General features: G+C 73.0%; 23 protein-coding genes and 1 pseudogene. 13 read left to right on the plus strand and 11 right to left on the minus strand.

The genetic code is table 11. The annotated features are described in order from the left end of the window. Window positions 1-55 precede the first annotated feature (55 nt). The 3 genes and pseudogenes from ABEB12_RS40135 to ABEB12_RS40145 form a co-directional block, all read right to left on the minus strand. Complete coding sequence (locus ABEB12_RS40135) at window positions 56-1,087, minus strand: CNNM domain-containing protein (RefSeq protein WP_185060718.1); 1,032 nt, start codon at window positions 1,085-1,087, stop codon at window positions 56-58. Next, window positions 1,087-2,424, minus strand: coding sequence for a CNNM domain-containing protein (locus ABEB12_RS40140; RefSeq protein ID WP_185060719.1), 1,338 nt, complete (start codon window positions 2,422-2,424; stop codon window positions 1,087-1,089). The genes ABEB12_RS40135 and ABEB12_RS40140 overlap by 1 nt, the downstream gene beginning before the upstream one ends. 164 nt (window positions 2,425-2,588) lie before the next feature. Continuing rightward, window positions 2,589-3,050: pseudogene (locus ABEB12_RS40145) on the minus strand (LuxR C-terminal-related transcriptional regulator); the annotation flags it as partial. A gap of 4 nt (window positions 3,051-3,054) precedes the next feature. Here ABEB12_RS40145 and ABEB12_RS40150 point away from each other — a divergent pair. The 4 genes from ABEB12_RS40150 (at window position 3,055) to ABEB12_RS40165 (ending at window position 4,316) form a co-directional block, all read left to right on the plus strand. Next, window positions 3,055-3,312 (plus strand): hypothetical protein, encoded by a 258-nt coding sequence (locus tag ABEB12_RS40150; RefSeq protein WP_185061418.1) that lies wholly within the window; start codon window positions 3,055-3,057, stop codon window positions 3,310-3,312. Beyond that, window positions 3,309-3,482 (plus strand): hypothetical protein, encoded by a 174-nt coding sequence (locus tag ABEB12_RS40155; RefSeq protein WP_185060721.1) that lies wholly within the window; start codon window positions 3,309-3,311, stop codon window positions 3,480-3,482. The genes ABEB12_RS40150 and ABEB12_RS40155 overlap by 4 nt, the downstream gene beginning before the upstream one ends. 211 nt (window positions 3,483-3,693) lie before the next feature. Continuing rightward, window positions 3,694-3,939 carry a ribbon-helix-helix domain-containing protein gene (locus ABEB12_RS40160; RefSeq protein ID WP_345703566.1) on the plus strand — a complete coding sequence of 82 codons (246 nt, stop codon included), beginning with the start codon at window positions 3,694-3,696 and terminating at the stop codon, window positions 3,937-3,939. Further along, a complete protein-coding gene (locus ABEB12_RS40165; protein WP_185060722.1) occupies window positions 3,936-4,316 on the plus strand; it encodes a hypothetical protein in 381 nt (126 codons plus the stop codon). Before ABEB12_RS40160 ends, ABEB12_RS40165 begins: the two co-directional genes overlap by 4 nt. Here the strand turns inward: ABEB12_RS40165 and ABEB12_RS40170 are convergent. From ABEB12_RS40170 to ABEB12_RS40180, 3 genes are read right to left on the minus strand one after another with little or no spacing between them, the layout of a single operon-like run. Then, a complete protein-coding gene (locus tag ABEB12_RS40170; protein ID WP_345703567.1) occupies window positions 4,313-5,080 on the minus strand; it encodes an ArsR/SmtB family transcription factor in 768 nt (255 codons plus the stop codon). The two genes, ABEB12_RS40165 and ABEB12_RS40170, sit on opposite strands and share 4 nt — an antisense overlap. Window positions 5,081-5,128: 48 nt before the next feature. Further along, the gene (locus tag ABEB12_RS40175) at window positions 5,129-5,551 is read right to left on the minus strand and encodes a PIN domain-containing protein (RefSeq protein ID WP_221497683.1); all 423 of its coding nucleotides are present in this window, start codon (window positions 5,549-5,551) and stop codon (window positions 5,129-5,131) included. Next, a complete protein-coding gene (locus ABEB12_RS40180) occupies window positions 5,548-5,808 on the minus strand; it encodes a type II toxin-antitoxin system prevent-host-death family antitoxin (protein WP_185060724.1) in 261 nt (86 codons plus the stop codon). The genes ABEB12_RS40175 and ABEB12_RS40180 overlap by 4 nt, the downstream gene beginning before the upstream one ends. Before the next feature lie 91 nt (window positions 5,809-5,899). Between ABEB12_RS40180 and ABEB12_RS40185 the strand changes: the two genes are divergently transcribed. Genes ABEB12_RS40185 through coaA form a run of 3 tightly spaced genes read left to right on the plus strand, consistent with a single transcriptional unit; the run spans window position 5,900 to window position 9,063 of the window. Beyond that, on the plus strand, window positions 5,900-7,300 hold the full coding sequence (locus tag ABEB12_RS40185) for an MFS transporter (protein WP_221497684.1): 1,401 nt from the start codon (window positions 5,900-5,902) through the stop codon (window positions 7,298-7,300). Window positions 7,301-7,309: 9 nt separating this feature from the next. Beyond that, window positions 7,310-8,047 (plus strand): SDR family NAD(P)-dependent oxidoreductase, encoded by a 738-nt coding sequence (locus ABEB12_RS40190; RefSeq protein WP_185060725.1) that lies wholly within the window; start codon window positions 7,310-7,312, stop codon window positions 8,045-8,047. After that, window positions 8,044-9,063, plus strand: a complete 1,020-nt coding sequence (gene coaA, locus ABEB12_RS40195; RefSeq protein WP_185060726.1) for a type I pantothenate kinase — start codon at window positions 8,044-8,046, stop codon at window positions 9,061-9,063. Before ABEB12_RS40190 ends, coaA begins: the two co-directional genes overlap by 4 nt. A 13-nt stretch (window positions 9,064-9,076) precedes the next feature. Here coaA and ABEB12_RS40200 read toward each other — a convergent pair whose 3' ends face one another. Genes ABEB12_RS40200 through ABEB12_RS40215 form a run of 4 tightly spaced genes read right to left on the minus strand, consistent with a single transcriptional unit; the run spans window position 9,077 to window position 11,507 of the window. Further along, window positions 9,077-9,436, minus strand: a complete 360-nt coding sequence (locus ABEB12_RS40200) for a MerR family transcriptional regulator (RefSeq protein WP_185060727.1) — start codon at window positions 9,434-9,436, stop codon at window positions 9,077-9,079. 4 nt (window positions 9,437-9,440) lie between these two features. After that, window positions 9,441-10,028, minus strand: coding sequence for a hypothetical protein (locus ABEB12_RS40205; RefSeq protein ID WP_185060728.1), 588 nt, complete (start codon window positions 10,026-10,028; stop codon window positions 9,441-9,443). A gap of 58 nt (window positions 10,029-10,086) precedes the next feature. Next, window positions 10,087-10,839: an SDR family oxidoreductase gene (locus ABEB12_RS40210; RefSeq protein WP_185060729.1), complete on the minus strand. Its 753-nt coding sequence runs from the start codon at window positions 10,837-10,839 to the stop codon at window positions 10,087-10,089. A 35-nt stretch (window positions 10,840-10,874) separates the two neighbouring features. After that, window positions 10,875-11,507: a TetR family transcriptional regulator gene (locus ABEB12_RS40215; RefSeq protein WP_185060730.1), complete on the minus strand. Its 633-nt coding sequence runs from the start codon at window positions 11,505-11,507 to the stop codon at window positions 10,875-10,877. An 88-nt stretch (window positions 11,508-11,595) separates the two neighbouring features. Between ABEB12_RS40215 and ABEB12_RS40220 the strand changes: the two genes are divergently transcribed. From ABEB12_RS40220 to ABEB12_RS40235, 4 genes are read left to right on the plus strand one after another with little or no spacing between them, the layout of a single operon-like run. Further along, window positions 11,596-12,612, plus strand: a complete 1,017-nt coding sequence (locus ABEB12_RS40220; RefSeq protein ID WP_185060731.1) for a phosphotriesterase family protein — start codon at window positions 11,596-11,598, stop codon at window positions 12,610-12,612. Next, window positions 12,609-13,892 (plus strand): MFS transporter, encoded by a 1,284-nt coding sequence (locus tag ABEB12_RS40225; RefSeq protein ID WP_185060732.1) that lies wholly within the window; start codon window positions 12,609-12,611, stop codon window positions 13,890-13,892. Before ABEB12_RS40220 ends, ABEB12_RS40225 begins: the two co-directional genes overlap by 4 nt. Continuing rightward, window positions 13,885-14,751, plus strand: a complete 867-nt coding sequence (locus tag ABEB12_RS40230) for an amidohydrolase family protein (protein ID WP_185060733.1) — start codon at window positions 13,885-13,887, stop codon at window positions 14,749-14,751. The genes ABEB12_RS40225 and ABEB12_RS40230 overlap by 8 nt, the downstream gene beginning before the upstream one ends. Continuing rightward, window positions 14,748-16,325: an AMP-binding protein gene (locus tag ABEB12_RS40235; protein ID WP_185060734.1), complete on the plus strand. Its 1,578-nt coding sequence runs from the start codon at window positions 14,748-14,750 to the stop codon at window positions 16,323-16,325. The genes ABEB12_RS40230 and ABEB12_RS40235 overlap by 4 nt, the downstream gene beginning before the upstream one ends. A gap of 249 nt (window positions 16,326-16,574) precedes the next feature. On the opposite strand, the gene ABEB12_RS40240 is transcribed toward ABEB12_RS40235, so the two are convergent. Then, a complete protein-coding gene (locus tag ABEB12_RS40240) occupies window positions 16,575-17,282 on the minus strand; it encodes a DNA alkylation repair protein (RefSeq protein WP_425572321.1) in 708 nt (235 codons plus the stop codon). A 91-nt stretch (window positions 17,283-17,373) separates the two neighbouring features. On the opposite strand from ABEB12_RS40240, the gene argC reads away from it, so the two are divergent. Beyond that, window positions 17,374-18,399: an N-acetyl-gamma-glutamyl-phosphate reductase gene (gene argC, locus ABEB12_RS40245; protein WP_185060735.1), complete on the plus strand. Its 1,026-nt coding sequence runs from the start codon at window positions 17,374-17,376 to the stop codon at window positions 18,397-18,399. Further along, a complete protein-coding gene (gene argJ, locus ABEB12_RS40250; RefSeq protein WP_185060736.1) occupies window positions 18,396-19,556 on the plus strand; it encodes a bifunctional glutamate N-acetyltransferase/amino-acid acetyltransferase ArgJ in 1,161 nt (386 codons plus the stop codon). Before argC ends, argJ begins: the two co-directional genes overlap by 4 nt. The last annotated feature ends 46 nt before the right edge of the window (window positions 19,557-19,602 follow it).

The following is a 19,602-nucleotide window of genomic DNA, read 5'->3' on the forward strand; positions in this document are numbered from 1 at the left end:
AGGCCCGGCACACACGCTTCGGCGCCCGCACATGAGCCGCGATGCGGGTGAGCGGTCAGGGTTCGGCGTGGACGGCGCCGACGTAGTAGCGGAGGAGGTCGTCCATGGAGACCACGCCGACCGTTTCGCCGCCGCGGTCGGCGACCACCTTGGCCAGGTGGGAGGCGGAGCGGCGCAGCGCGGTGAGGGCCTCGTCCAGGCGGGCGTCGCAGGGGATCTCCGGCAGGCCGCGCACCTGGCTGGCCGGCACCGTCGCGTCGGGGTCGTCGGCCTGCGCCAGCACGTCCTTGACGTGCAGGTATCCGACCAGCCGGCCGGACTCGCCGCACAGCGGGAACCGGGAGACGCCGTGCTCGGCGACGGCCGCCGCGATCTGCCCCACCGTGGGGGAGACCGGCAGGGTGAAGACGCGCCCCAGCGGCACCACCACGTCCGCGACGGTGCGCCCGGCGGAGCCGAGGGTCTGGGCCAGCCGGCTGCTCTCCTGCTCGTCCAGCAGGCCCTCGCGCCGCGAGTCGGCGATCATCTCGGCCAGCTCGTCGCGGGTGTAGGCGCTGTCGAACTCGTCCCTCGGGGTCACGTGGACCAGCCGCAGCACGGCGGTGGCGGTGAGGGTGAACAGGGCGAGCACCGGACGCACCGCGCGGCAGAACGCGTGGTGGGTGGGCACCAGGATGAGCGCGACCCGCTCCGGCCCGGCGATCGCCAGGTTCTTCGGCACCATTTCGCCGATCACCGTGTGCAGCACCGCGACCAGGCCCAGCCCCAGGGTGAACGCAACCGGGTGCAAGATCTCCTGGGGCGCACCGATCAACCGGAACGGCCGCTCCAGCAGGGCGGCCACCGCCGGCTCGGCCAGCCGCCCCAGCCCGAGCGAGCACAGCGTGATGCCGAGCTGGGCGCCGGCGATGAGCAGCGGCAGGTGTTCCCCGGCGCGCAGCGTGGCCTGGGCGGCGAGGCTGCCGTGCTCGGCCAGCGTGGTGAGCCGGTCCTTGCGCGCGGTGATGATGGCGAACTCGGCGCCCACGAAAAATGCGTTCCCGGCCAGCAGCAACACCGAGACGAGCAGCCCGGCGACCTCGCTCATCAGGCCACCTCGGGTCGGTCGGCGGCGCGCGGGCCGGCGTGGGAGAGGCGCAGCTCGGCGATCCGGTTGCGCTCCCGCCGCATCACGGTGAGCCGCCAGCCGTCCACCTCGACGTCATCGCCGACGTCGGGGATGCGGCCGAGCCGCTCCAGCACCAGCCCGGCCAGCGTCTCGTAGTCGCCCTCCGGCGGGGCGAAGCCGGTGGCCTCGGCCAGCTCGTCGGTGCGCAACAGGCCGGAGACCAGCCAGCTGTCCTGGCCCAGCGGGCGGATCGGGGCCGGGCTGGCCGGGTCGTGTTCGTCGCGCACGTCGCCGACGATCTCCTCGACCATGTCCTCCATAGTCACGATGCCGGCCGTGCCGCCGTACTCGTCCACCACCACGGCCAGCTGCGAGTCCGACCCGCGCAGCCGGGTGAGCAGCGCGTCCCCGTCCAGCGAGTCGGGAACGGTCAGCACCGGCCGGGCCAGCTGGGCCATCGTGGTGTCCGGCCGCTCGGGCACCGGCACCGCGAACGCCTGCTTCACGTGCACCACGCCCCGGATCTCGTCCAGGTCCCGGTGGTAGACCGGGAACCGGGAGAAGCCGGTGCGCAGCGAGGTGGCGATCAGGTCCGGCAGGGTGGCGTCGGCGGGCAGCGCCTGGACCTGCACGCGGGGCGTCATCAGGTCCTCGGCCACCCGGTCGGTGAACCGGATGGCCCTGGCCAGCAGGGTTGCGGTGCCCGCGTCCAGGGTGCCGTGCTCGGCGCTGCTGGAAACCAGTGAGCGCAGCTCGTCGGGCGAGCGGGCCGACCGCAGTTCCTCGGCCGGCTCCACGCCCAGCGAGCGGACGATCCAGTTGGCCGAGCTGTTCAGCCAGTTGATCAGCCAGCGGAACACCTGGCTGAACATCGCCTGCGCCCCGGCGACCGCGCGCGCGGTCGGCAGCGGCCGGGCGATGGCCAGGTTCTTCGGCACCAGCTCACCCAGCACCACGGACAGGGCGGTGGCCACGGCGAGCGCGAGGGTCACCGCCACCACCGGCACCAGCCCCTCGGGCAGTCCGAGCGCGGCCAGCGGACCCTCCATCAGCCGGCCCAACGCGGGCTCGGCGATGTAGCCGGTGGCCAGGGTGGTCAGCGTGATGCCCAGCTGCGCTCCGGAGAGCTGGAAGGACAGCGTGCGGTGGGCCCGGCGCACCTGGTGCGCGCGCCGGTCGCCGACCGCGTTGACGTGCGCGTCGATCTGGCTGCGTTCCAGCGTGGTGAGGGAGAACTCGGCCGCCACGAACAGCGCCGCCGCCAGGGTCAGGGCCAGTACGGACAGCACGCCGAGTACCGACCAGAGGATGCTCACCTGGGACCTCGCCGGACGGCGGCGCCCAGGGCGTGGGCAGGCGGGACGCCGGGCGATGAGCCCGGCCCGGTATCGCAGCCCGGTTCGGCGGGGCGTTGCTTGGGCACGAGAGTGCGAACCTCCTCGGAGGCCGCCATTCTACGGCTGCGCTCCGGGCCGCCCGGTCACCGGTCGGGCGGCACCAGTCCCTGCTCCTGGGCGAGGATCGCCGCCTGCACGCGGGACCGCAGCCCCAGCTTGGTCAGCGCCCGCGAGACGTGCGTCTTCACCGTCGTCTCCCCGATGAACAGCCGCCGGGCGATCTGCGCGTTGGACAGCCCGGCGCCGAGGCAGGACAGCACCTCCGACTCCCGTTCGGTGAGGTCGTCCAGGCCGGCCGGCGGCGCGGGTGCCACCGGGGCGGACGCCGCGAACGCGGCCATCAGCCGCCGCGTGACCTTCGGCTCGAGCACCCCTTCGCCGGCCACCACCTGGCGTACCGCCTCGATCAACCGGGGCGCTTCCACCGACTTGAGCAGGAATCCGCCCGCGCCGGCCCGCATCGCCGCGTAGACGTATTCGTCCAGGTCGAACGTGGTGAGCACCAGCACCTCGCACACCCCGTCGCCGACCAGGGTCCGGGTGGCCACCGTGCTGGACCTGCGGTCCGGCGGGGTCGCCGGCATCGGGCACAGCATGGTGCGCTGGGCGGACCAGCGGTTCGCCCACCGGTTCGCCGGTGGCCCGCCGCCGGTGAAGCCGCCGAAGTCCGGCCTGGCCCAGGTGCGCTACGAGTGGCGGGAATGGGGCAAGTTCGCGCTGGCCTGGACGATCACCCTGGCGGTCACGCTGCTGCTGGTCGGTGTGGTGGACAACCCGGCGCGCTGTGGCACTGGATGGGCCGGATGAGCATCGTCGGAGTGATCTGGCTGGTCGGCTGGCCGGTCTGGGTGACCGCCCGCGAGCTGCTCGGCGGCTCGAAGCCGGACGGCCCGAAGGTGGACGGCCCTCGGTCCGAGGGCGCCGGGCCCAGCGATGGGCCGACTACCGACCGTGGTGGACGCTCGCGGCGTGGTTGATCATCTGGCTGGCCTTCACCGTGCTGGCTTCCCGCTGGTTGGGGCGGTTCGACCGGGGTCCGTTGGAGCTGGCGATGCACTGGGCCTATCAGGCGCCCAGGCGCTGGTCGGGGAGGGCGGACCGGCGTGTCGGGGTTGGCTGAGGTGATTCTGCGTCACTCACGTGAGTACCCGATTAACTGGTTGTCGGTAACTTCGGTAGTCTCCCGACATGGGATCCGAGCGGATCACGGTCACGTTGCCACCAGACCTGGTGGCCAACGCTCGCATAGCGGTGCGTAGCGGCGCCGCCGCGAGCTTATCCGCCTTCGTTGCCGATGCACTTCGCGGTCAACTCGAGCGGAATCAAGCACTTATTGAGCTGGAGCGCGTCCTCGGGGGAAGACCGCCACAAGAAGCTCTTGACGCTGTCCGGCGCGATTTGGGTCTTCCCCCGGCAGGTATGCAGGTCGCGTGATCGGCGGGCGCGTCCTCGATGCCTCCGCGGTGATGGCCTTCGCCTCCCAGCGCTCCGTGTACGCGGCGGCCCTGGTGTGGACTGTGGTCGAGGAACATATGGTGTTAGTCCTGCCGTCCGCCGCCGTCGCGGCGGCCTGGTCCCAGTTGGAGGCCAAGTACCACCCGGTGCTCGAGGTCCTGTTACGGCTGCCCAACACGGTGATCGACGACCTGGACGCCGACCGCGCCCGCGCGGTCGGCCAGCTGGAACCCGGTGACCTGGAGGCGGCGCATGCGGTGGCCTGCGCTCAGCGCCGGGGGTGGCCGCTGGTCACCACGGACGCCACCCGGTACAAGGAGTTCAACGTCGAGGTCCCGGCCGAGGAGATTCCCTAAACTTCCAGGCCGGCTTGGCGGAGTTGGCGTTCGCCGAGCTCGGTGAGCTCCAGTGCCCGGCGGCGGCGGGTGGGGCGCAGCCAGTCGCGGTCCAGCAGCCCGGTGAGCAGCGCGGCGCCCAGCCGACCGCCCAGGTGGTGGCGCTGCTCGGTCCAGTCCAGGCAGAACTTCAGCAGCGGGCGGCGGCTGGGTGCGTCAACCACGTCCGGCAGGTCGACGCCCAGGGTGGCGAGGTGGCGCTCCGCGTCCGGGCCGAGCCGGTAGGGGTGTTCCGGCAGCACCGAGGAGAACGGTTCGCCCGGCCGCCGGCGGGTGTCGCACACCCCGTCGATCGGCTGCAGCGCCTCCCGTTCCACCAGCCAGGCGGTGACCGCGACGCCGAGCCGGCCGGCCAGGTGGTCGTAGCAGCTGCGCGCGTCGCGCAGCGCGGCCGCCTTGGTGTGCTGGCGCAGGGACCGGATCGGCTGGGCGGGCGCCAGCGCGGACAGCGCCTCGATGGCGGTGGCCACCCGCTCGTTGGCCAGCCGGTGGTAGCGGTGCCGCCCGGACTGCTCCACCGTGATCAGGCCGCCCTCGCGCAGCTTGGCCAGGTGCGCGCTGGCCGTCGGCGCGGACACGCCCGCCTCGCCGGCCAGCACGGATGCCGGCAGCGACCGGCCGTCCAGCAACGCGAGCAGGATGCGCGCCCTGGACGGGTCGGCGAACAGGGCGGCCAGCCCGGCGAGCTCCGGATCGCCCCTCGTCAGCTCAATGGCACTGGTCACCAGCCCAGTGTGCGCGCACCACGCTTCGGCCGCCGGCGAAGTGTCCGCTCAGGGCTGGTTGGTCCACCAGTTCTCCGTCATGAGCCCGCTGAAACCGGCGAAGTCCGCCGTATTGCGGGTCACGAGGACCAGCGCGTTGGTTGCCGCCGTGGCGGCGATCTGTCCGTCCGCGAACGCTCTCGAGAACCCGGCTTGTTCCAGACGGGCGCGCTCGACCGCATGCCAGCTTGCCGCCCGCTCGTCGTACGGAATCACCGGGAAGCGCGCCGACACTTCGGAGACGAAGACTTCGAGCGCATCGCGGCGCCGACACGGCGGTAGGCGACGAACTCCGAAACGGAGCTCGTGCCAGGTCACCGCGGAGATCGCCGCGTTGCCCTCGACCTCGGCCAGACGGGCCAGCACCCGCGAATCAGGCGCGGGTCGCGCGGCCTCCGACAGGACGTTGGTGTCCAGCAGGTAGGAACTCACCACGGCGCCTCACGGCCCGGTTCCCGGCTTCGGACATCGTCGAACGGATCCTCGTCCGGCCACTGGTCGACATGCCAGGCCGTTCGCCAGGAGTGCAACACCGACCCAAAGGGCTGTCCGGCGACCCGCCCGGTGCCCGGATGGCTGAGCACCGCAACGACCTCGCCACGCCGGGTGATCTCTACGGTCTCGCCGGCGCGTACGCGATCGAGCAGCTCCTTGAGCTGCTCCCTGGCCTGGGCAACGCCGATCCGCATGATCCTCCCTAACTGTACATTTCAAGTGTACAACTCGTGATGGCCCCACGCTTCGGCCGCCGGCGAAGTGTTCCGGGGCGATCCTGCGGTCATGGTTGTTGTGCGGGAGAGAGCGGGCCGCCCGGGGCCGCTGCTGGTGGTGATGTGCGTCGGGATGTTCCTGGTGTTGCTCGACGTGACCGTGGTGAACGTGGCTCTGCCGGCGATCGCGGACGGCCTCGCCGGCGGCCGGGAGCGGTTGCAGTGGGTGGTGGACGGTTACGCGGTGGCCATCGCCAGCCTGCTGCTCGGCGCCGGCTCGGTGGGGGACCGGATCGGCCACCGGCGGGTGGTGCTGCTCGGGCTGGCCCTGTTCGGGCTGGCCTCGGCCGGAGCGGCGGCGGCGCCGGACGCGGCGGTGCTGGTCGCCGCCCGGGTGGTGCAGGGGATCGGCGCGGCGCTGCTGTTGCCGGGCAGCCTGGCGCTGATCGCCGACGCCTACCCGGACCGGGGCGCACAGGCCAGGGCGCTGGGCATATGGGCCGGGGTGTCCTCGCTGGCCCTGCCGGCCGGGCCGTTGCTGGGTGGCCTGCTGGTCGGCGCCGGTGGGTGGCGGCTGGTGTTCCTGATCAACCTGCCGGTGGTGGCCGGTGCGCTGGTTGCCGTGCCGCTGGTCGCCGCCCGGGGTGTGCGCAGGCCCGGCCGGTCGCCGGACCTGGCCGGCATGGCGCTGGCCGCGGCCACCCTGGCCGGGTTGGTCTACGCGGTGATCGAGGCGGGGCACCGGGGCTTCGGCCCGGCGACCGTGGTCGCGGCGGTCGTGGCCCTGTGCGCCGGCGCCGGGTTCCTGGTCCGGCAGCGGCTCGCGGCGGCGCCGATGCTGCCGCTGGGGCTGCTCGCCCGGCCGGCCTTCACCGGCCCCAACCTGGCCGCACTGCTGATGAACCTGACGTTCAACGGGGTGCTCTACGCGCTGACCCTTTACCTGCAGGGGGTGCTGGGGTGGTCCGCGCCGGTCGCCGGGCTGTCCCTGCTGCCGCTGTTCCTGCCGTTGGCGTTGCTGGCCCCGCTGGCCGGTCGGTGTGCCGGCCGGTTCGGCCCCCGGCCGGTGCTGGTCGCCGGGGCGGCGATCGCGGCCGCCGGGGTGGCGGCGCTGGCGGTGCTGGCCAGGGTCGGGCCGGCCGGCGGGTACCCGGCGGTACTGCCCGCGCTGCTCGGCATGGGCGTGGGCGCCGGGCTGTTCACCGCGCCGGTGGTGAGCGCGGCGGTGCGCGCGGTGCCGGCGGAGCGGGCCGGCCTGGCCAGCGGGGTGAACAACACCGCGCGGCAGACCGGCACGGCCCTCGGCGTGGCGATCTTCGGCGCCCGGCTGGCCGGGGCGTCCGGGCCGGCCGGGTTCACCCACCGACTGGGTGAGCTGGGTCTCCTCGGCGGGGCGCTCTGGCTGGCCGCGCTGGTGATAGTGGCGATGACCACTGGCTCGGGGCCAGCCGAAGGGGCCGCGCGGCGGTAGGTTTCGCAGATGGCGAGCACACTGGCCGAGAGGCGGGTGCTGGTGACCGGGGGGTCCTCCGGTATCGGTGCCTCGGTGGCCGATGCGGTGGTGAAAGCCGGCGGCCGGGTGGCCCTGCTCGCCCGGCGGACCGACCGCCTCGCCGAGCTGACCAGCCGGCTCGCCCCGAACGCCACCGCCGTGACCTGCGATATCACCGACGAGGCCGCCGTGCGTGACGCGGCGGACGTCGCGGTCGAATGGCTCGGCGGCCTGGATGCCCTGGTCAACTCGGCCGGGTTGTTCACCGCCGGACGGGTCGCGGACCTGGATCCCGCCGCCTGGCGGTCCATGTTCGAGGTGAACGTGTTGGGCCTTTTGAACGTCACCAGGGCGTGCATCCCACATCTGGGTGACCGTCCGGGGGCCAGCGTGGTGAACATCTCATCGCTGTCCGGCCGCCGGGTTCCCCGCCCCACCAGCGGGGTCTACGCGGCGACCAAGTTCGCCGTGCACGCGCTCAGCGAAGGGCTGCGCCAGGAGCTGAGCCCGAACGGCATCCGGGTCACCACCGTGGCACCGGGAATGGTGGACACCGACATCGCCGCCGAGTGGCCCGACGACCCGGACTCGACGGCGTTCCGTGAGCGGCTGCGGGCGGACGGGCTGCCCGCCGAGGCGGTGGCCGACGCCGTGGTGCACGTGCTCGGCGTCGGACCGGAGGTCAACGTGGTGGAGTACGCCGTCATGTCGACGAAGCAGCAATGAGCCGGCTGGCGCCCCCGGGCCCGGCCGACGGCCGGTTAGCCGAGCCGAAGACCGGGCGGCCCCGGGCAACGGTCGGCGGGTCGCGATCGCCGTTCGTGGACTTCGACCGGCCGTCCTGGGCCAAGCTGGGCGAGTCCATCGCGCTGCCGCTGACCGCGGACGAGCTGGAGCAGATCCGCAGCCTCGGCGACGAGGTGGACCTGGCCGAGGTGCGCGAGGTGTACCTGCCGCTGTCCCGGCTGCTCAACCTGCACGTCCAGGAGGCGGGCCGGCTCTACCGCGCCTACCGGACCTTCCTGGGCGACCAGCCGGCGCGCACCCCGTTCGTGATCGGTATCGCCGGCTCGGTCTCGGTGGGCAAGTCCACCACCGCCCGGCTGCTGCGCACCCTGCTGGCCCGCTGGCCGCACCACCCCCGGGTGGAGCTGATCACCACGGACGGCTTCCTCTACCCGAACGCGGAGCTGGAGGCGCGCGGGTTGATGACCCGCAAGGGCTTCCCCGAGTCCTACGACCGCCGCGCGCTGCTGCGGTTCGTCACCGAGGTCAAGGGCGGCAAGGACGCGGTGCGCGCGCCGGTCTACTCGCACCTGGTGTACGACATCATGCCGGAGCAGTCGGTGGTGGTGCGCCGGCCGGACATCCTGCTGCTGGAGGGGCTGAACGTGCTGCAGCCCGCGCCGCCGAGCCGGGACGGGCGGGCCAGCGGCCTCGCGGTCAGCGACTTCATCGACTTCTCGGTGTACGTGGACGCGGCCCCGGACGATGTGCGGCAGTGGTACATCGACCGGTTCCTGCGGCTGCGGGAGACCGCGTTCCGCGACCCCGCGTCCTACTTCCGCCGCTACGCCGACCTGGACACCCCCGCCGCCATCCGCCGGGCCGAACACCTCTGGGACGAGATCAACGGCCCCAACCTCCACCACAACATCGCCCCCACCCGGGGCCGCGCCACCCTGGTCCTCACCAAAGGCCGCGACCACGCCGTGACCGGCATCCGCCTCCGCAAACTCTGACGCCGGTGCGCGACTAGCCGACCCGGGCCGTGGTGTCGCGGAGGGCGGCGGCCAGGCGGTCGCGGACGGCGGTGCGGGCGGCGATCTCCTCGTCGAGGGCGGCGATCTTTTTCACCACGGCGGCGGCGCCCTCGGCGCACAGGCCCTCCGACTCCAGGTCGTTCTTCAGGCAGGGGACGAAGTCGCGCACCTCGTCGCTGGTGAAGCCCATGGCCAGCAGCCAGCGGATGTTGCGCACCTGGCGGACCGCGTCCGGGCCGTAGGCGCGGTAGCCGTTGGACGCCCGGCAGGCGTCCAGCAGGCCCTGCTGCTCGTAGTAGCGGATCGCCCTCGGCGTGGTCCCCGCGGCCCTGGCCAGCTCCCCGATCAGCATGCTTCTAGTCTCCAGCAACTTTCCCGATGATGGTGATCCCGGCGAAGGTGAAGGACATCTCGCCGGTATCCATGTCCGGCAGCCGGACCCGGCAGGGGTAGACCAGCGACTCGCCGGGGGCCAGCAGCTTGGCCTGGTGCGGCATGTCCATCGGCGCGGCGGCGCCCCGGAAGGTCACCTTGCCAGGGCCGAGCTCGTCGGTGCTGGTCCGTACCGGTTTGTCGCCGTTGTTCTGGGCGACCAGGGTGAGCACGACGCCGCCCTTCATCTTGGTGACCAGTGCGGTCACCACCAGGCCGTTCGGGGCCGGCGCCGGCTCGGCCAGGCCGAGCGGCCGCACCCCCGGCGGCGTCCCCTGAGCGGCGGTCGGGGCGGCCGGTTCCGGCGCGGCCGGAGCGGGTGCGGACCCCGCCGGCGCGGGTGCGGGCGCCGCCGGCGCGGCCGCCGGGGCTCGGGCCGGTGGCTCCGGCGAGTCGGCGGACGCGGTGAGCATGGCGCCGGCCCAGCCGAGGGCGATGCCCACCAGAATCGCGACGATCAACGTGGCCGGCACCCGTCGCCGGCCACCCCGACGGTGGGCCGGGATCGTCACCCGGGAAGTATTGGGCCTTCCGGTGGGCCGGCCAAGCCGGCAAACGGCTCATTCGGGCTCAGGCGACGTTGATGCCGCCGTCGACCCGCAGCACCGCCCCGGTCAGGTAGCTCGCCCCCGGGTCGGCGACCCGCACGATCCACCGGGCGATCTCCTCCGGGTCGGCGATGCGGCCGAGCGGGATGCGGGACAGGAAGAACTCCCGGCTGGTCTCCATCTGCTCCTGGGTGAACCCCGCGTGCTCGAGCATCGGGGTCTGCGTGACACCGGGCGCCACCGAGACCACGCGCACTCCGCGCGAGCCCAGTTCCACCGCCCAGGTGCGGGTCATGAAGTCCAGCGCGACCTTGGTGCCGCCGTAGACCGAGTTCGCCGGCCACCCCCGGGCTCCGGACACCGAGGTCACGTTCACCACCGTGCCGCGCGCGGCGACCAGGTGCGGCAGCGCGCGCTGGGTGAGCAGCAGCGGGCCGAGCAGGTTGGTGTGCAGCTGGGTCACCGCGACGTCCCGGTCGATCTCGCCGAGCGCTTGGGGGCGGGTGATGGCCGCGTTGTTGACCAGCACGTCTATCCCGCCGAGCGCCGACTCGGCGGCGCTCACGATGTCGTCGGGGCCGCTCGGGGCGGCCACGTCGGCGGTGGCCACGGAGATGTTGGCCCGGCCCTCGGCGGTTTCCTTCAGCGACCCGGCGGAGCGGCCGACCACCAGCACCCTGGCGCCCTCGTCGGCGAACTTGTGGGCCGCGACCCGGCCGATCCCGGTGCCGCCGCCGGTGATCACAACGGCCTTGTCCAGCAATGATTCGCTCATGCCGGCGACGCTAAACCTTGCCGCCGGCGTCAAGGTCAAATCTGCTCGGCCGGCTCGCAGGTGAGCAGGCGGGACCGGAGCGCGGGGTCGGGGCCGACCGGCGGCCCCGCGTAGCCGACCAGGTTGAGGGCGAGCTGGACGAACACGTCCTCGATGCGGTCCAGGCCGAGCGGGCCGGCCGGCTGGTACCAGTGCGCCACGCCGTTGCACATCTCCAGCAGGGCCAGCCTGGTGAGCGTCACCTCGTCCAGGTTGAAGTCGCCGTCGGCCACCCCGGCGGCGAGCGCGTCGGTCCAGTACCGCTCGTAGCGGTCCCGCTTGGCGACGATCTCCGCGCGGCGTTCCGGCGGCAGGAAGCGCAGCTCGCCGTCCACCACGGAGACCGTGCGCGGGTTGGTGGCCTGGACCGAGACCAGCGCCCGCACCAGCCGTTCCAGCTGGGACGCCGGGGCGTGGCCCTCGGTGGCCAGTGCCGCCACCCGCATCAGCTCGTCCAGCGCGAAGTGCATCACCGACTCGAGGATGGCCAGCTTGTTCGCCGCGTGCAGGTACAGCGCGCCCGAGGTGACCCCGGCGGCGGCCGCGATGTCCCGGATGCCGGTGGCCGCGTAGCCGGCGGCGGAGAAGGTCCGCACGGCGGCGCGCTGGATCTCCGCGTAGCTGGTCACCCGTTCAGCCTACTTGACTCACTAATCACTTGATTAGTACCGTCACTAATCAAGTGATTAGTCGAGGTCATCCCGAAGGGAGACGGGCATGCGGGTGGTTCGCACGGTGCGCGCCGACGTGCCGCCGGAACGGATCGGCCACACCCAGACGCACGAGCACGTGCTGTCCAAGCTGGCCTCCGTGCGGCAGGGCAGCATGCTGGACTCGGCCGAGGCGATCCGGCTGGACAACTACTACGAGGTGCGCCGGCACCACTCGGTGTTCGACCTGACGGTGAACGACGTCGAGGACGCCGTCGCCGAGCTCGGCGAGTACGCCGCGCACGGCGGCTCCGCCATGGTGGACGCGACCAGCATCGGCATCGGCCGCGACCCGGAGGGACTGCTCGCGGTGGCCGAGCGCACCGGCGTGCACATCGTCATGGGCGCCGGCTACTACCAGCGCGAGTTCCACCCGGCCGGGCTGGACGACCGGTCGCGGGCCGACCTGGCCGCCGAGATGAGCCGGGACGTCACCGAGGGCGTGGGGGAGCGGCGGATCAGGTCCGGGGTGATCGGTGAGATCGGGTTGAGCTGGCCGGTGCACCCGGTCGAACGGCGGGTGCTGGAGGCGGCCTGCGACGCCCAGCGGGACACCGGCGCCGCGCTGCTGGTCCACCCGGGACGGCACGCGGACGCGCCGCTGGACGCCATGCGGATCATCCGTGCGGTCGGTGGCGACCAGGACCGGGTGATCATGAGCCACATCGACCGGACGCTGTTCGATCTTCCGGCGATGGTCGAGCTCGCGGAGACCGGCTGCTACCTGGAGTTCGACCTGTTCGGCCAGGAGTCCAGCTACTACCCGTTCGCCGACATCGACATGCCCAACGACGCCACCCGGGTGGACCACCTGGTCGCCCTGCGCGGGCGCGGCTTCGGCCGCCGGCTGTTGGTCGCGCAGGACATCTGCAGCAAGACCCACCTGCGGCGCTACGGCGGCGAGGGCTACGCGCACCTGATCCGCAACGTGCTGCCGCTGATGCGCCGCAAGGGCCTGGACGACGCCGCGATCGGCGAGCTGACGGTGGCCAACCCCCGCGAAGCACTGGCGTTCGCGGCATGACCGCCGGCGAACGGACGGCCGTGTCCCGGCGGCCGCTGGTCGGCGCCGGGGTGGGCACCTTCATCGAGTTCTACGACTTCGCCATCTACGCGCTGAGCGTGCCGATCATCGCCGCCCGGTTCTTTCCGGCCGGGGACTCGGGTGCCGCGCTGATCTCGGCGTTCGCCGTGTACGGGGTGGCCTTCGTGATCCGGCCGCTGGGCGGGGTGGTGTTCGGAGTGCTGGGCGACCGCTACGGCCGGCGGGGCGTGCTGGTCACCGTGCTCACGCTGATCGGCGTGGCCACCGCACTGATCGGGGTGCTGCCCGGCTACGCGGACGCCGGGCTGCTCGCGCCGGCCCTGCTGGTCGGACTGCGCCTGCTACAGGGGCTTTCCGCCGGTGGCGAGGTGACCAGCGCCACCTCCTTCGCCCTGGAGCACGCGCCGGAGCGCCAGCGGTCGCTGTGGATCACCGTGGTGGTGGCGACCTCGGCGGTGTCCTCGGTGGTCGGGCTGCTCGTGGTGCTGGCGCTGAACGCGGCCCTCGGCGAGGCGGCGTTCACCGAATGGGGCTGGCGGATCTGCTTCCTGCTTGCCCTGCCGCTCAGCCTGATCGGCCTGTACGTGCGGATGCGCACCGAGGAGAGCCCGGCCTACCAGCGGGCCCGCCGCACCGAGGGGCTCAGCGCGGCACCGGTGCGGGAGGTCTTGGCCCGGCACCGCCCGGCGGTGGGTACCGCTTTTGCCCTGGCCGCGATGACCGGTCTCGGCTTCTACTACCTGGCCGGCTACTTCCCGACGTACCTGCAGGTCACCGCCGGTCTGTCCCGCGCTTCGGCGCTGGCCGCCAACGGTGTGGCGCTGCTGGTCTTCGCGGTTGCGCTGCCCGGCTGCGGGGCGCTGGCCGACCGCTGGGGCCGCCGGCCCGCCGTCCGCGCCGGCGCGGTGCTGCTGGTGCTGACCGGGGTGCCGGCTTACCTGCTCGCCGGGCAGGGCTCTTTCGCCTCGGCGGTGGCCGGCCAGGTGCTGCTGGCGTTGGCCCTGGCGGTGTTCGGGGGTGGCAGCTACGTGGCACTGCTCGAGGTGTTCCCCACCCGGACCCGGCTGACCGGCGCGGCGATCGGCTACAACCTCGGCTACGCGCTGCTCGGCGGCACGGCGCCGCTGCTGGCCAGCGCGCTGGTCGCGGCCTTCCACAGTCCTTTCGCCCCCGGCTTCTACCTCAGTGCGGTTGCGCTGCTGGTGCTGGTGGGCACCCGTTCGATGCCGGAGACCAGAGAGGTGGACATCAGTGACTGAGTTCGTCGTGGACGCCAGGGTGCGGCTGCCGGTCGACCGGCGCAAACCGCTGGACGGCCCGCCGCCCGCGCTGCGCCGGCAGCGCTACGACCAGCTGCTGAACATGTCGGAGAAGGTGGCGGCGGGCACCACCCCCGCGCTGCTGGCCGCGCTGCGCGAGCAGGGGGTGCACCGGGCGGTGGTGCACGCCGAGTACGAGGGAGCCGAGGACGCCGCCGCGCTCACCGAGGCGACCGCCGCGCTGGTCGGCGAGCACCCGGACCTGTTCTCGGGGTTCGGCACGCTGACCATGCCGCCGCCCACCGCGGGTTCGGCCGCGCGCGAGGTGCGGGCGTGTGCCGACGCCGGGCTGATCGGGGTGAACATCCAGCCGGCGTTCGCCGGCATGGACATCCACGACCGGCGGCTCTACTCGGGCTACGCGCGCGCCGAGGAGTTGGGGCTGATCGTGGCGCTGCACACCGGGGTGAGCTACTCGCGGGTGTACCCGATCGCGCACGAGCGGGCCGAGTTCCTGGACCAGGTGGCCTGCGACTTCCCCGACCTGCGGCTGATCGCCTGCCACGGGGGCTGGCCGTGGGTGACCGAGTACTGTGCGGTGGCGCGCCGGCACCCGACCGTGTACCTGGAGCTGGGCGGGCTCTCCCCGAAGTACGTGATGCGCCCCGGCACCGGTTGGGACGTGCTCGCCGGTTACCTGAACAACCTGCTCGCCGACCGGGTGCTGTTCGGCACCGACTGGCCGATCTTCGACCACGGCCGGGCGCTGCGCGAGTGGCGGGCCGCCGGGGTGCGCGAGGAGGCCCTGCACCGGTTGCTGGGCGGAAACGCGGCGGAGCTGTTCGGGCTGGCTCGGTGACCGAACCGACGGTGTCCTCGGCGCTGGCCGAGGCCGCGCGCCGGTGGCCCGACAAGGTCGTGCTGCGCTGTGCGCGGCTGGATCAGCGGGCCAGCTTCGCCGAGCTGGACGCGTTGGCCGGCGCGGTGGCCGATGCGCTGCGAGACCGGGGCATCGGGCCCGGCGACCGGGTGGCCGTGATGTTCCACAACGACCTGGAGTTCCCGGTCTGCTGGCTGGGCGTGCTGCGCGCGGGCGCCGCGATGGTGCCGCTGAACGTGCGGCTCACCGGGCCGGAGCTGGCCGCTCTCCTGGCCGAGGCGGCACCCGCGCTGGTGCTCGCCGCCGAGGATTTCGGCCCGCTGCTGGCAGGGGTGCTGCCGGCCGGTTCTCGCGCGCTGCTGCTGCCGGCCGACGGGTCCGATCTGGCCGCGGCGTTGGCCGGGTTGCCGGTGCCGGGGTCGCGCGGGGTGGAGGCCGCCGCCGGACCGGTGCCGGAGACGCTGGCGAACATCCAGTTCACCTCGGGCAGCACCGGCCGGTCCAAGGGCTGCCTGCTCTCGCACCGCTACTGGCTGACCATCGGCTCGGCCATGCGTGACCACGGGCCGAGGCTGCGCGGCGACGACGTGTTGCTCACCGCGCAGCCCTTCTACTACATGGATCCGCAGTGGAACCTGGTCGCCGCGCTGCTCACCGGGGCCGAGCTGGTGGTGCTGGAGCGGTTTTCCTCGGCGACCTTCTGGGCGTCGGTGCGGGAGCACCGGGTGACCTTCTTCTACTGCCTCGGCGTGATGCCGGCGATGCTGCTGCGCACGCCGGTCGCGCCGGGGGAACGCGAGAACCGGGTCCGCTACATCGGCTGCTCGGCGATCCCCGAGGGGCGGCACGCGGAGCTGGAGCGGCGGTTCGGCGCGCCGTGGCACGAGCTGTACGGCAGCACCGAGACCGGGGTGGACATCCTGGTCGAGCCGGCCGACCACGATCTCGCGCTGGCCGGCGGGCTGCTCGGCCGGCCGCTGCCGAACCGGGAGATCCGGGTGGTGGACGACGAGGATCTCCCGGTGCCGCGCGGGGTTGTGGGGCGGCTGCTGGTGCGCGGGGTGGCGATGAGTGACGGCTATCTGGACGGCTCATCGGCCACCGTCGGGAACGGCTGGTACGTCACCGGAGACCTGGCCATCCGGCGGCCCGACGGGATGGTCCGGTTCGCCGGTCGGGTCAAGGACATCATCCGGCGCAGCGGGGAGAACATCTCGGCGGCCCAGGTGGAGGAGGCGATCCAGGCCCACCCGGGGGTACGGCTCTGCGCCTGCCTGCCGGTGGCCGACGAGGTGCGCGGCGAGGAGATCAAGGCGTATCTGGTGTGCGAGGACGGCCCGGTCTCGCCGGCCGAGCTGCTTTCCCATGCGCGCGAGCGGCTCGCGGCGTTCAAGGTCCCGCGCTACTGGGAGTTCCGCGACCGCCTGCCGCTCACCCCGTCGGAGAAGATCGCCAAGGCGCGGCTGCGCGGCGAGCCGGACTCGGCGCTGGGCCGATGCTACGACACGGTCGCGGGGGTGTGGCTCGACCGGGTGCGCCCACGCGGCACATGAGGTGCGCGGGCTCACCAGTGGGTCGAAGCGGTTAGCGCCCGCCCGTTCCACCGAGCATGATCGCCGGCTCTGGCGCTTTAGCGTCGGTTTTCGACGCTGATCCGCCACAAACGACGATCACCCTGCCTGCCACCCAGCGACCTCCACACCCTGGAGCGACCCTGGTGTCATGTTGACCTTGCGAGTGCCGCGGTGAGGCCTCGGACCGCGCGAGGTTTGAGCCGGCGGAGGACAGCTCACTGAGGGGTGTCAGGCGATGTGCTTGAGGGCTTCGCGGCGGGACAGCGGGGAAAGCCGCGGGTGTGCGGCGACGAACGCGCGCACCCAGTCCGGGTCTATGCGCGCGTGCTGGCGCAACGCCCAGCCGATGCCCTTGCGCAGGAAGAACTCCGGCTCGTCGATGGCCGCCTCGATCGAGTCGGCAAGCAGCGCCAGGTCGGTCCGCTCCTTGGAGAGGAGCTGGCAGATGATCGCGGTGCGGCGCAGCCAGATGTCGTCGCCCGCCACCCAGCCCCGGATCACCGGTTCGACGGTCGCCGGGTGTTCGCGCAGCAGCGGGCCGATGCGCCGGCTGGCGATCTCGTCCACGTAGTCCCACCAGGCGCCGGCGACGATCCAGTGCTGGTAGAGCGGCAGCCAGGGCGGGACGAGCCACCGGGCGTACCGGCGGTGCCCGGTGAGGGCCAGCGCGACGTAGCGCTCCTCGCGGTAGGTCGCCTCGTCCCACAGCGTGCGCACCGCCCGGTCCAGCGCGTCGGGCGAGCCGACCGGGTGGTCGGCCACCAGCTCGCGCAGCAGCGTCCGCCGGGGCGGCGTCGGCACGCCCAGGAACGGCATCTCCGAGCGCATGTACCGCTGCATCTGGGGTGCCGCCGTCGGGTCCGCCAGCCGGCGCAGCCCCTCCCGCGCGGCCCCGACCAGTGCGGTTGCCTCGTCCGTGGTCGACACGCCGTGCAGCCTACGGCGGGCCCCTTGCGTACACGTCCGGCCTCGGCGAGGGTAGATCCATTCGAGGGTCTTGCATAGATCTGCGCTTCAATGAATAATCATGCGTATGGTGCGGATCGGAGTTGCCGGTGCGAGCGGGTATGCCGGGGGTGAGCTGCTGCGCCTGCTGCTCGCCCACCCGGAAGCCGAGATCGGCGCGCTCACCGCCGGGGGAAACGCGGGGAACACCCTCGGCGGGTTGCAGCCGCACCTGCTGCCACTGGCCGACCGGGTGCTCGAGGAGACCGGGGCCGAGGCCTTCGCCGGGCACGACGTGGTCTTCCTGGCGCTGCCGCACGGGCACTCGGCCGCGCTGGCCGCCCAACTCGGCACGGACACGGTGGTCATCGACTGCGGCGCGGACCACCGGCTGACCGACCCGGAGGCCTGGCGGCGCTGGTACGGCGGCGAGCACGCCGGCAGCTGGCCGTACGGGCTGCCCGAGCTGCCCGGCCAGCGCGCGAAGCTCACCGCCGCGAAGCGCGTCGCGGTGCCCGGCTGCTACCCCACGGTGGCCAGCCTGGCCCTGGCCCCGGCCCTGGCCGCCGGCCTGGTCGAGCCGGACGTGGTGGTTACAGCGGTCAGCGGCACCTCGGGGGCAGGCAAGGCCCTCAAACCGCACCTGCTCGGCTCCGAGGTGATGGGCGCGGTGAGCGCCTACGGCGTCGGCGGGGCGCACCGGCACACCCCGGAGATCGCGCAGAACCTGTCCCAGGCGGCCGGCCGCCCCATAACCGTGAGCTTCACCCCGCTGCTCGCCCCGATGCCCCGGGGCATCCTGGCCAACTGCACGGCGCGCACCGAGGCGAGCGCCGAGGAGATCCTCGAGGCCTACCAGAAGGCGTACGCGAACGAGCCGTTCATCCACCTGTTGCCGGAAGGGAGCTGGCCCAGCACCGCCATGACGCTGGGGGCGAACACGCTGGCCCTCCAGCTCACCGTGGACCCCGACGCCGGCCGGCTGGTCGTCGTCGCGGCGATCGACAACCTCACCAAGGGCACCGCCGGAGGCGCGGTGCAGTGCATGAACCTCGCCGTCGGCCTGCCGGAAACCACCGGCCTTCCGCTCACCGGAGTCGCCCCGTGACGATCACCGCACCCCATGGTTTCCGCGCCGCCGGCGTGGCCGCCGGCATCAAGGCCTCCGGCGCCCTGGACCTGGCGCTGGTGGTGAACGACGGGCCGGACCACCACGCGGCCGGCGTGTTCACCCGCAACCGGATCCAGGCCGCGCCGGTGCTCTGGTCCCGGCAGGTGCTCACCACCGGGCGGCTGCGCGCGGTGGTGCTCAACTCCGGCGGCGCGAACGCGTGCACCGGGCCGCAGGGCTTCCAGACCACGCACGCCACCGCCGAGCGAGTGGCCGCCCGGCTGGGCTGCGGGGCCGGCGAGGTCGCCGTGTGCTCCACCGGCCTGATCGGTTCGCAGCTGCCCCGGGACGCGGTGCTGGCCGGGGTGGACGCCGCGCACGCCGCACTCTCCGACGTGGGCCGGGCCGCCACCGACGCGGCCACCGCCATCCTCACCACCGACACCCGCCCCAAGCAGGCCGAGTACCGGGGCGAGGGCGGCTGGCGGATCGGCGGGTTCGCCAAGGGCGCCGGCATGATCGCCCCGGCCATGGCCACCATGCTGGCCGTGCTCACCACCGACGCCGTGGTGGACCCGGGCGAGCTGGACAAGGCGCTGCGCGCCGCCACCTCGCGCACCTTCGACCGCCTGGACATCGACGGCTGCACCTCCACCAACGACACCGTGCTGGTGCTGGCCAACGGGGCGTCCGTGGTGAGCGTCTCCACCGACGAGCTGACCGAGGGGTTGACCAGCATCTGCGGCGACCTGGTCGAGCTGCTGCAGGCCGACGCGGAGGGCGCCACCAAGCAGGTGGTGATCGCGGTGCGGGGCGCGCTCACGGAGGGCGAGGCGGTGACCGTGGCCCGCTCGGTGGCCCGGGACAACCTGGTCAAGACGGCGTTGTTCGGCTCCGACGCCAACTGGGGCCGGGTGGCCATGGCGGTGGGCAACGCGGACGCGATCATCGACGCGCAGCGGCTGGACATCCGGATGAACGGGGTCACCGTCTGCCAGGACGGCGCCGCCTACGGTGACCGGAAGACCGCCGACCTGACCGGCCGGGACATCCTGGTCGAGATCGACCTGCACGTGGGTGACGCGTCGGCCGAGGTGCGCACCACCGACCTGTCCTACGCGTACGTCGAAGAGAACAGCGCGTACTCGTCGTGACCGGGGTGAAGCCGAGCACCAGCGCCGAAGGCGCTGGCCGAGCACG

Origin of the sequence: Actinospineispora eucalypti (genome assembly GCF_039543365.1) — a bacterium.
In the GTDB taxonomy this organism is placed as follows: Bacteria; Actinomycetota; Actinomycetes; order Mycobacteriales; family Pseudonocardiaceae; genus Pseudonocardia; species Pseudonocardia eucalypti.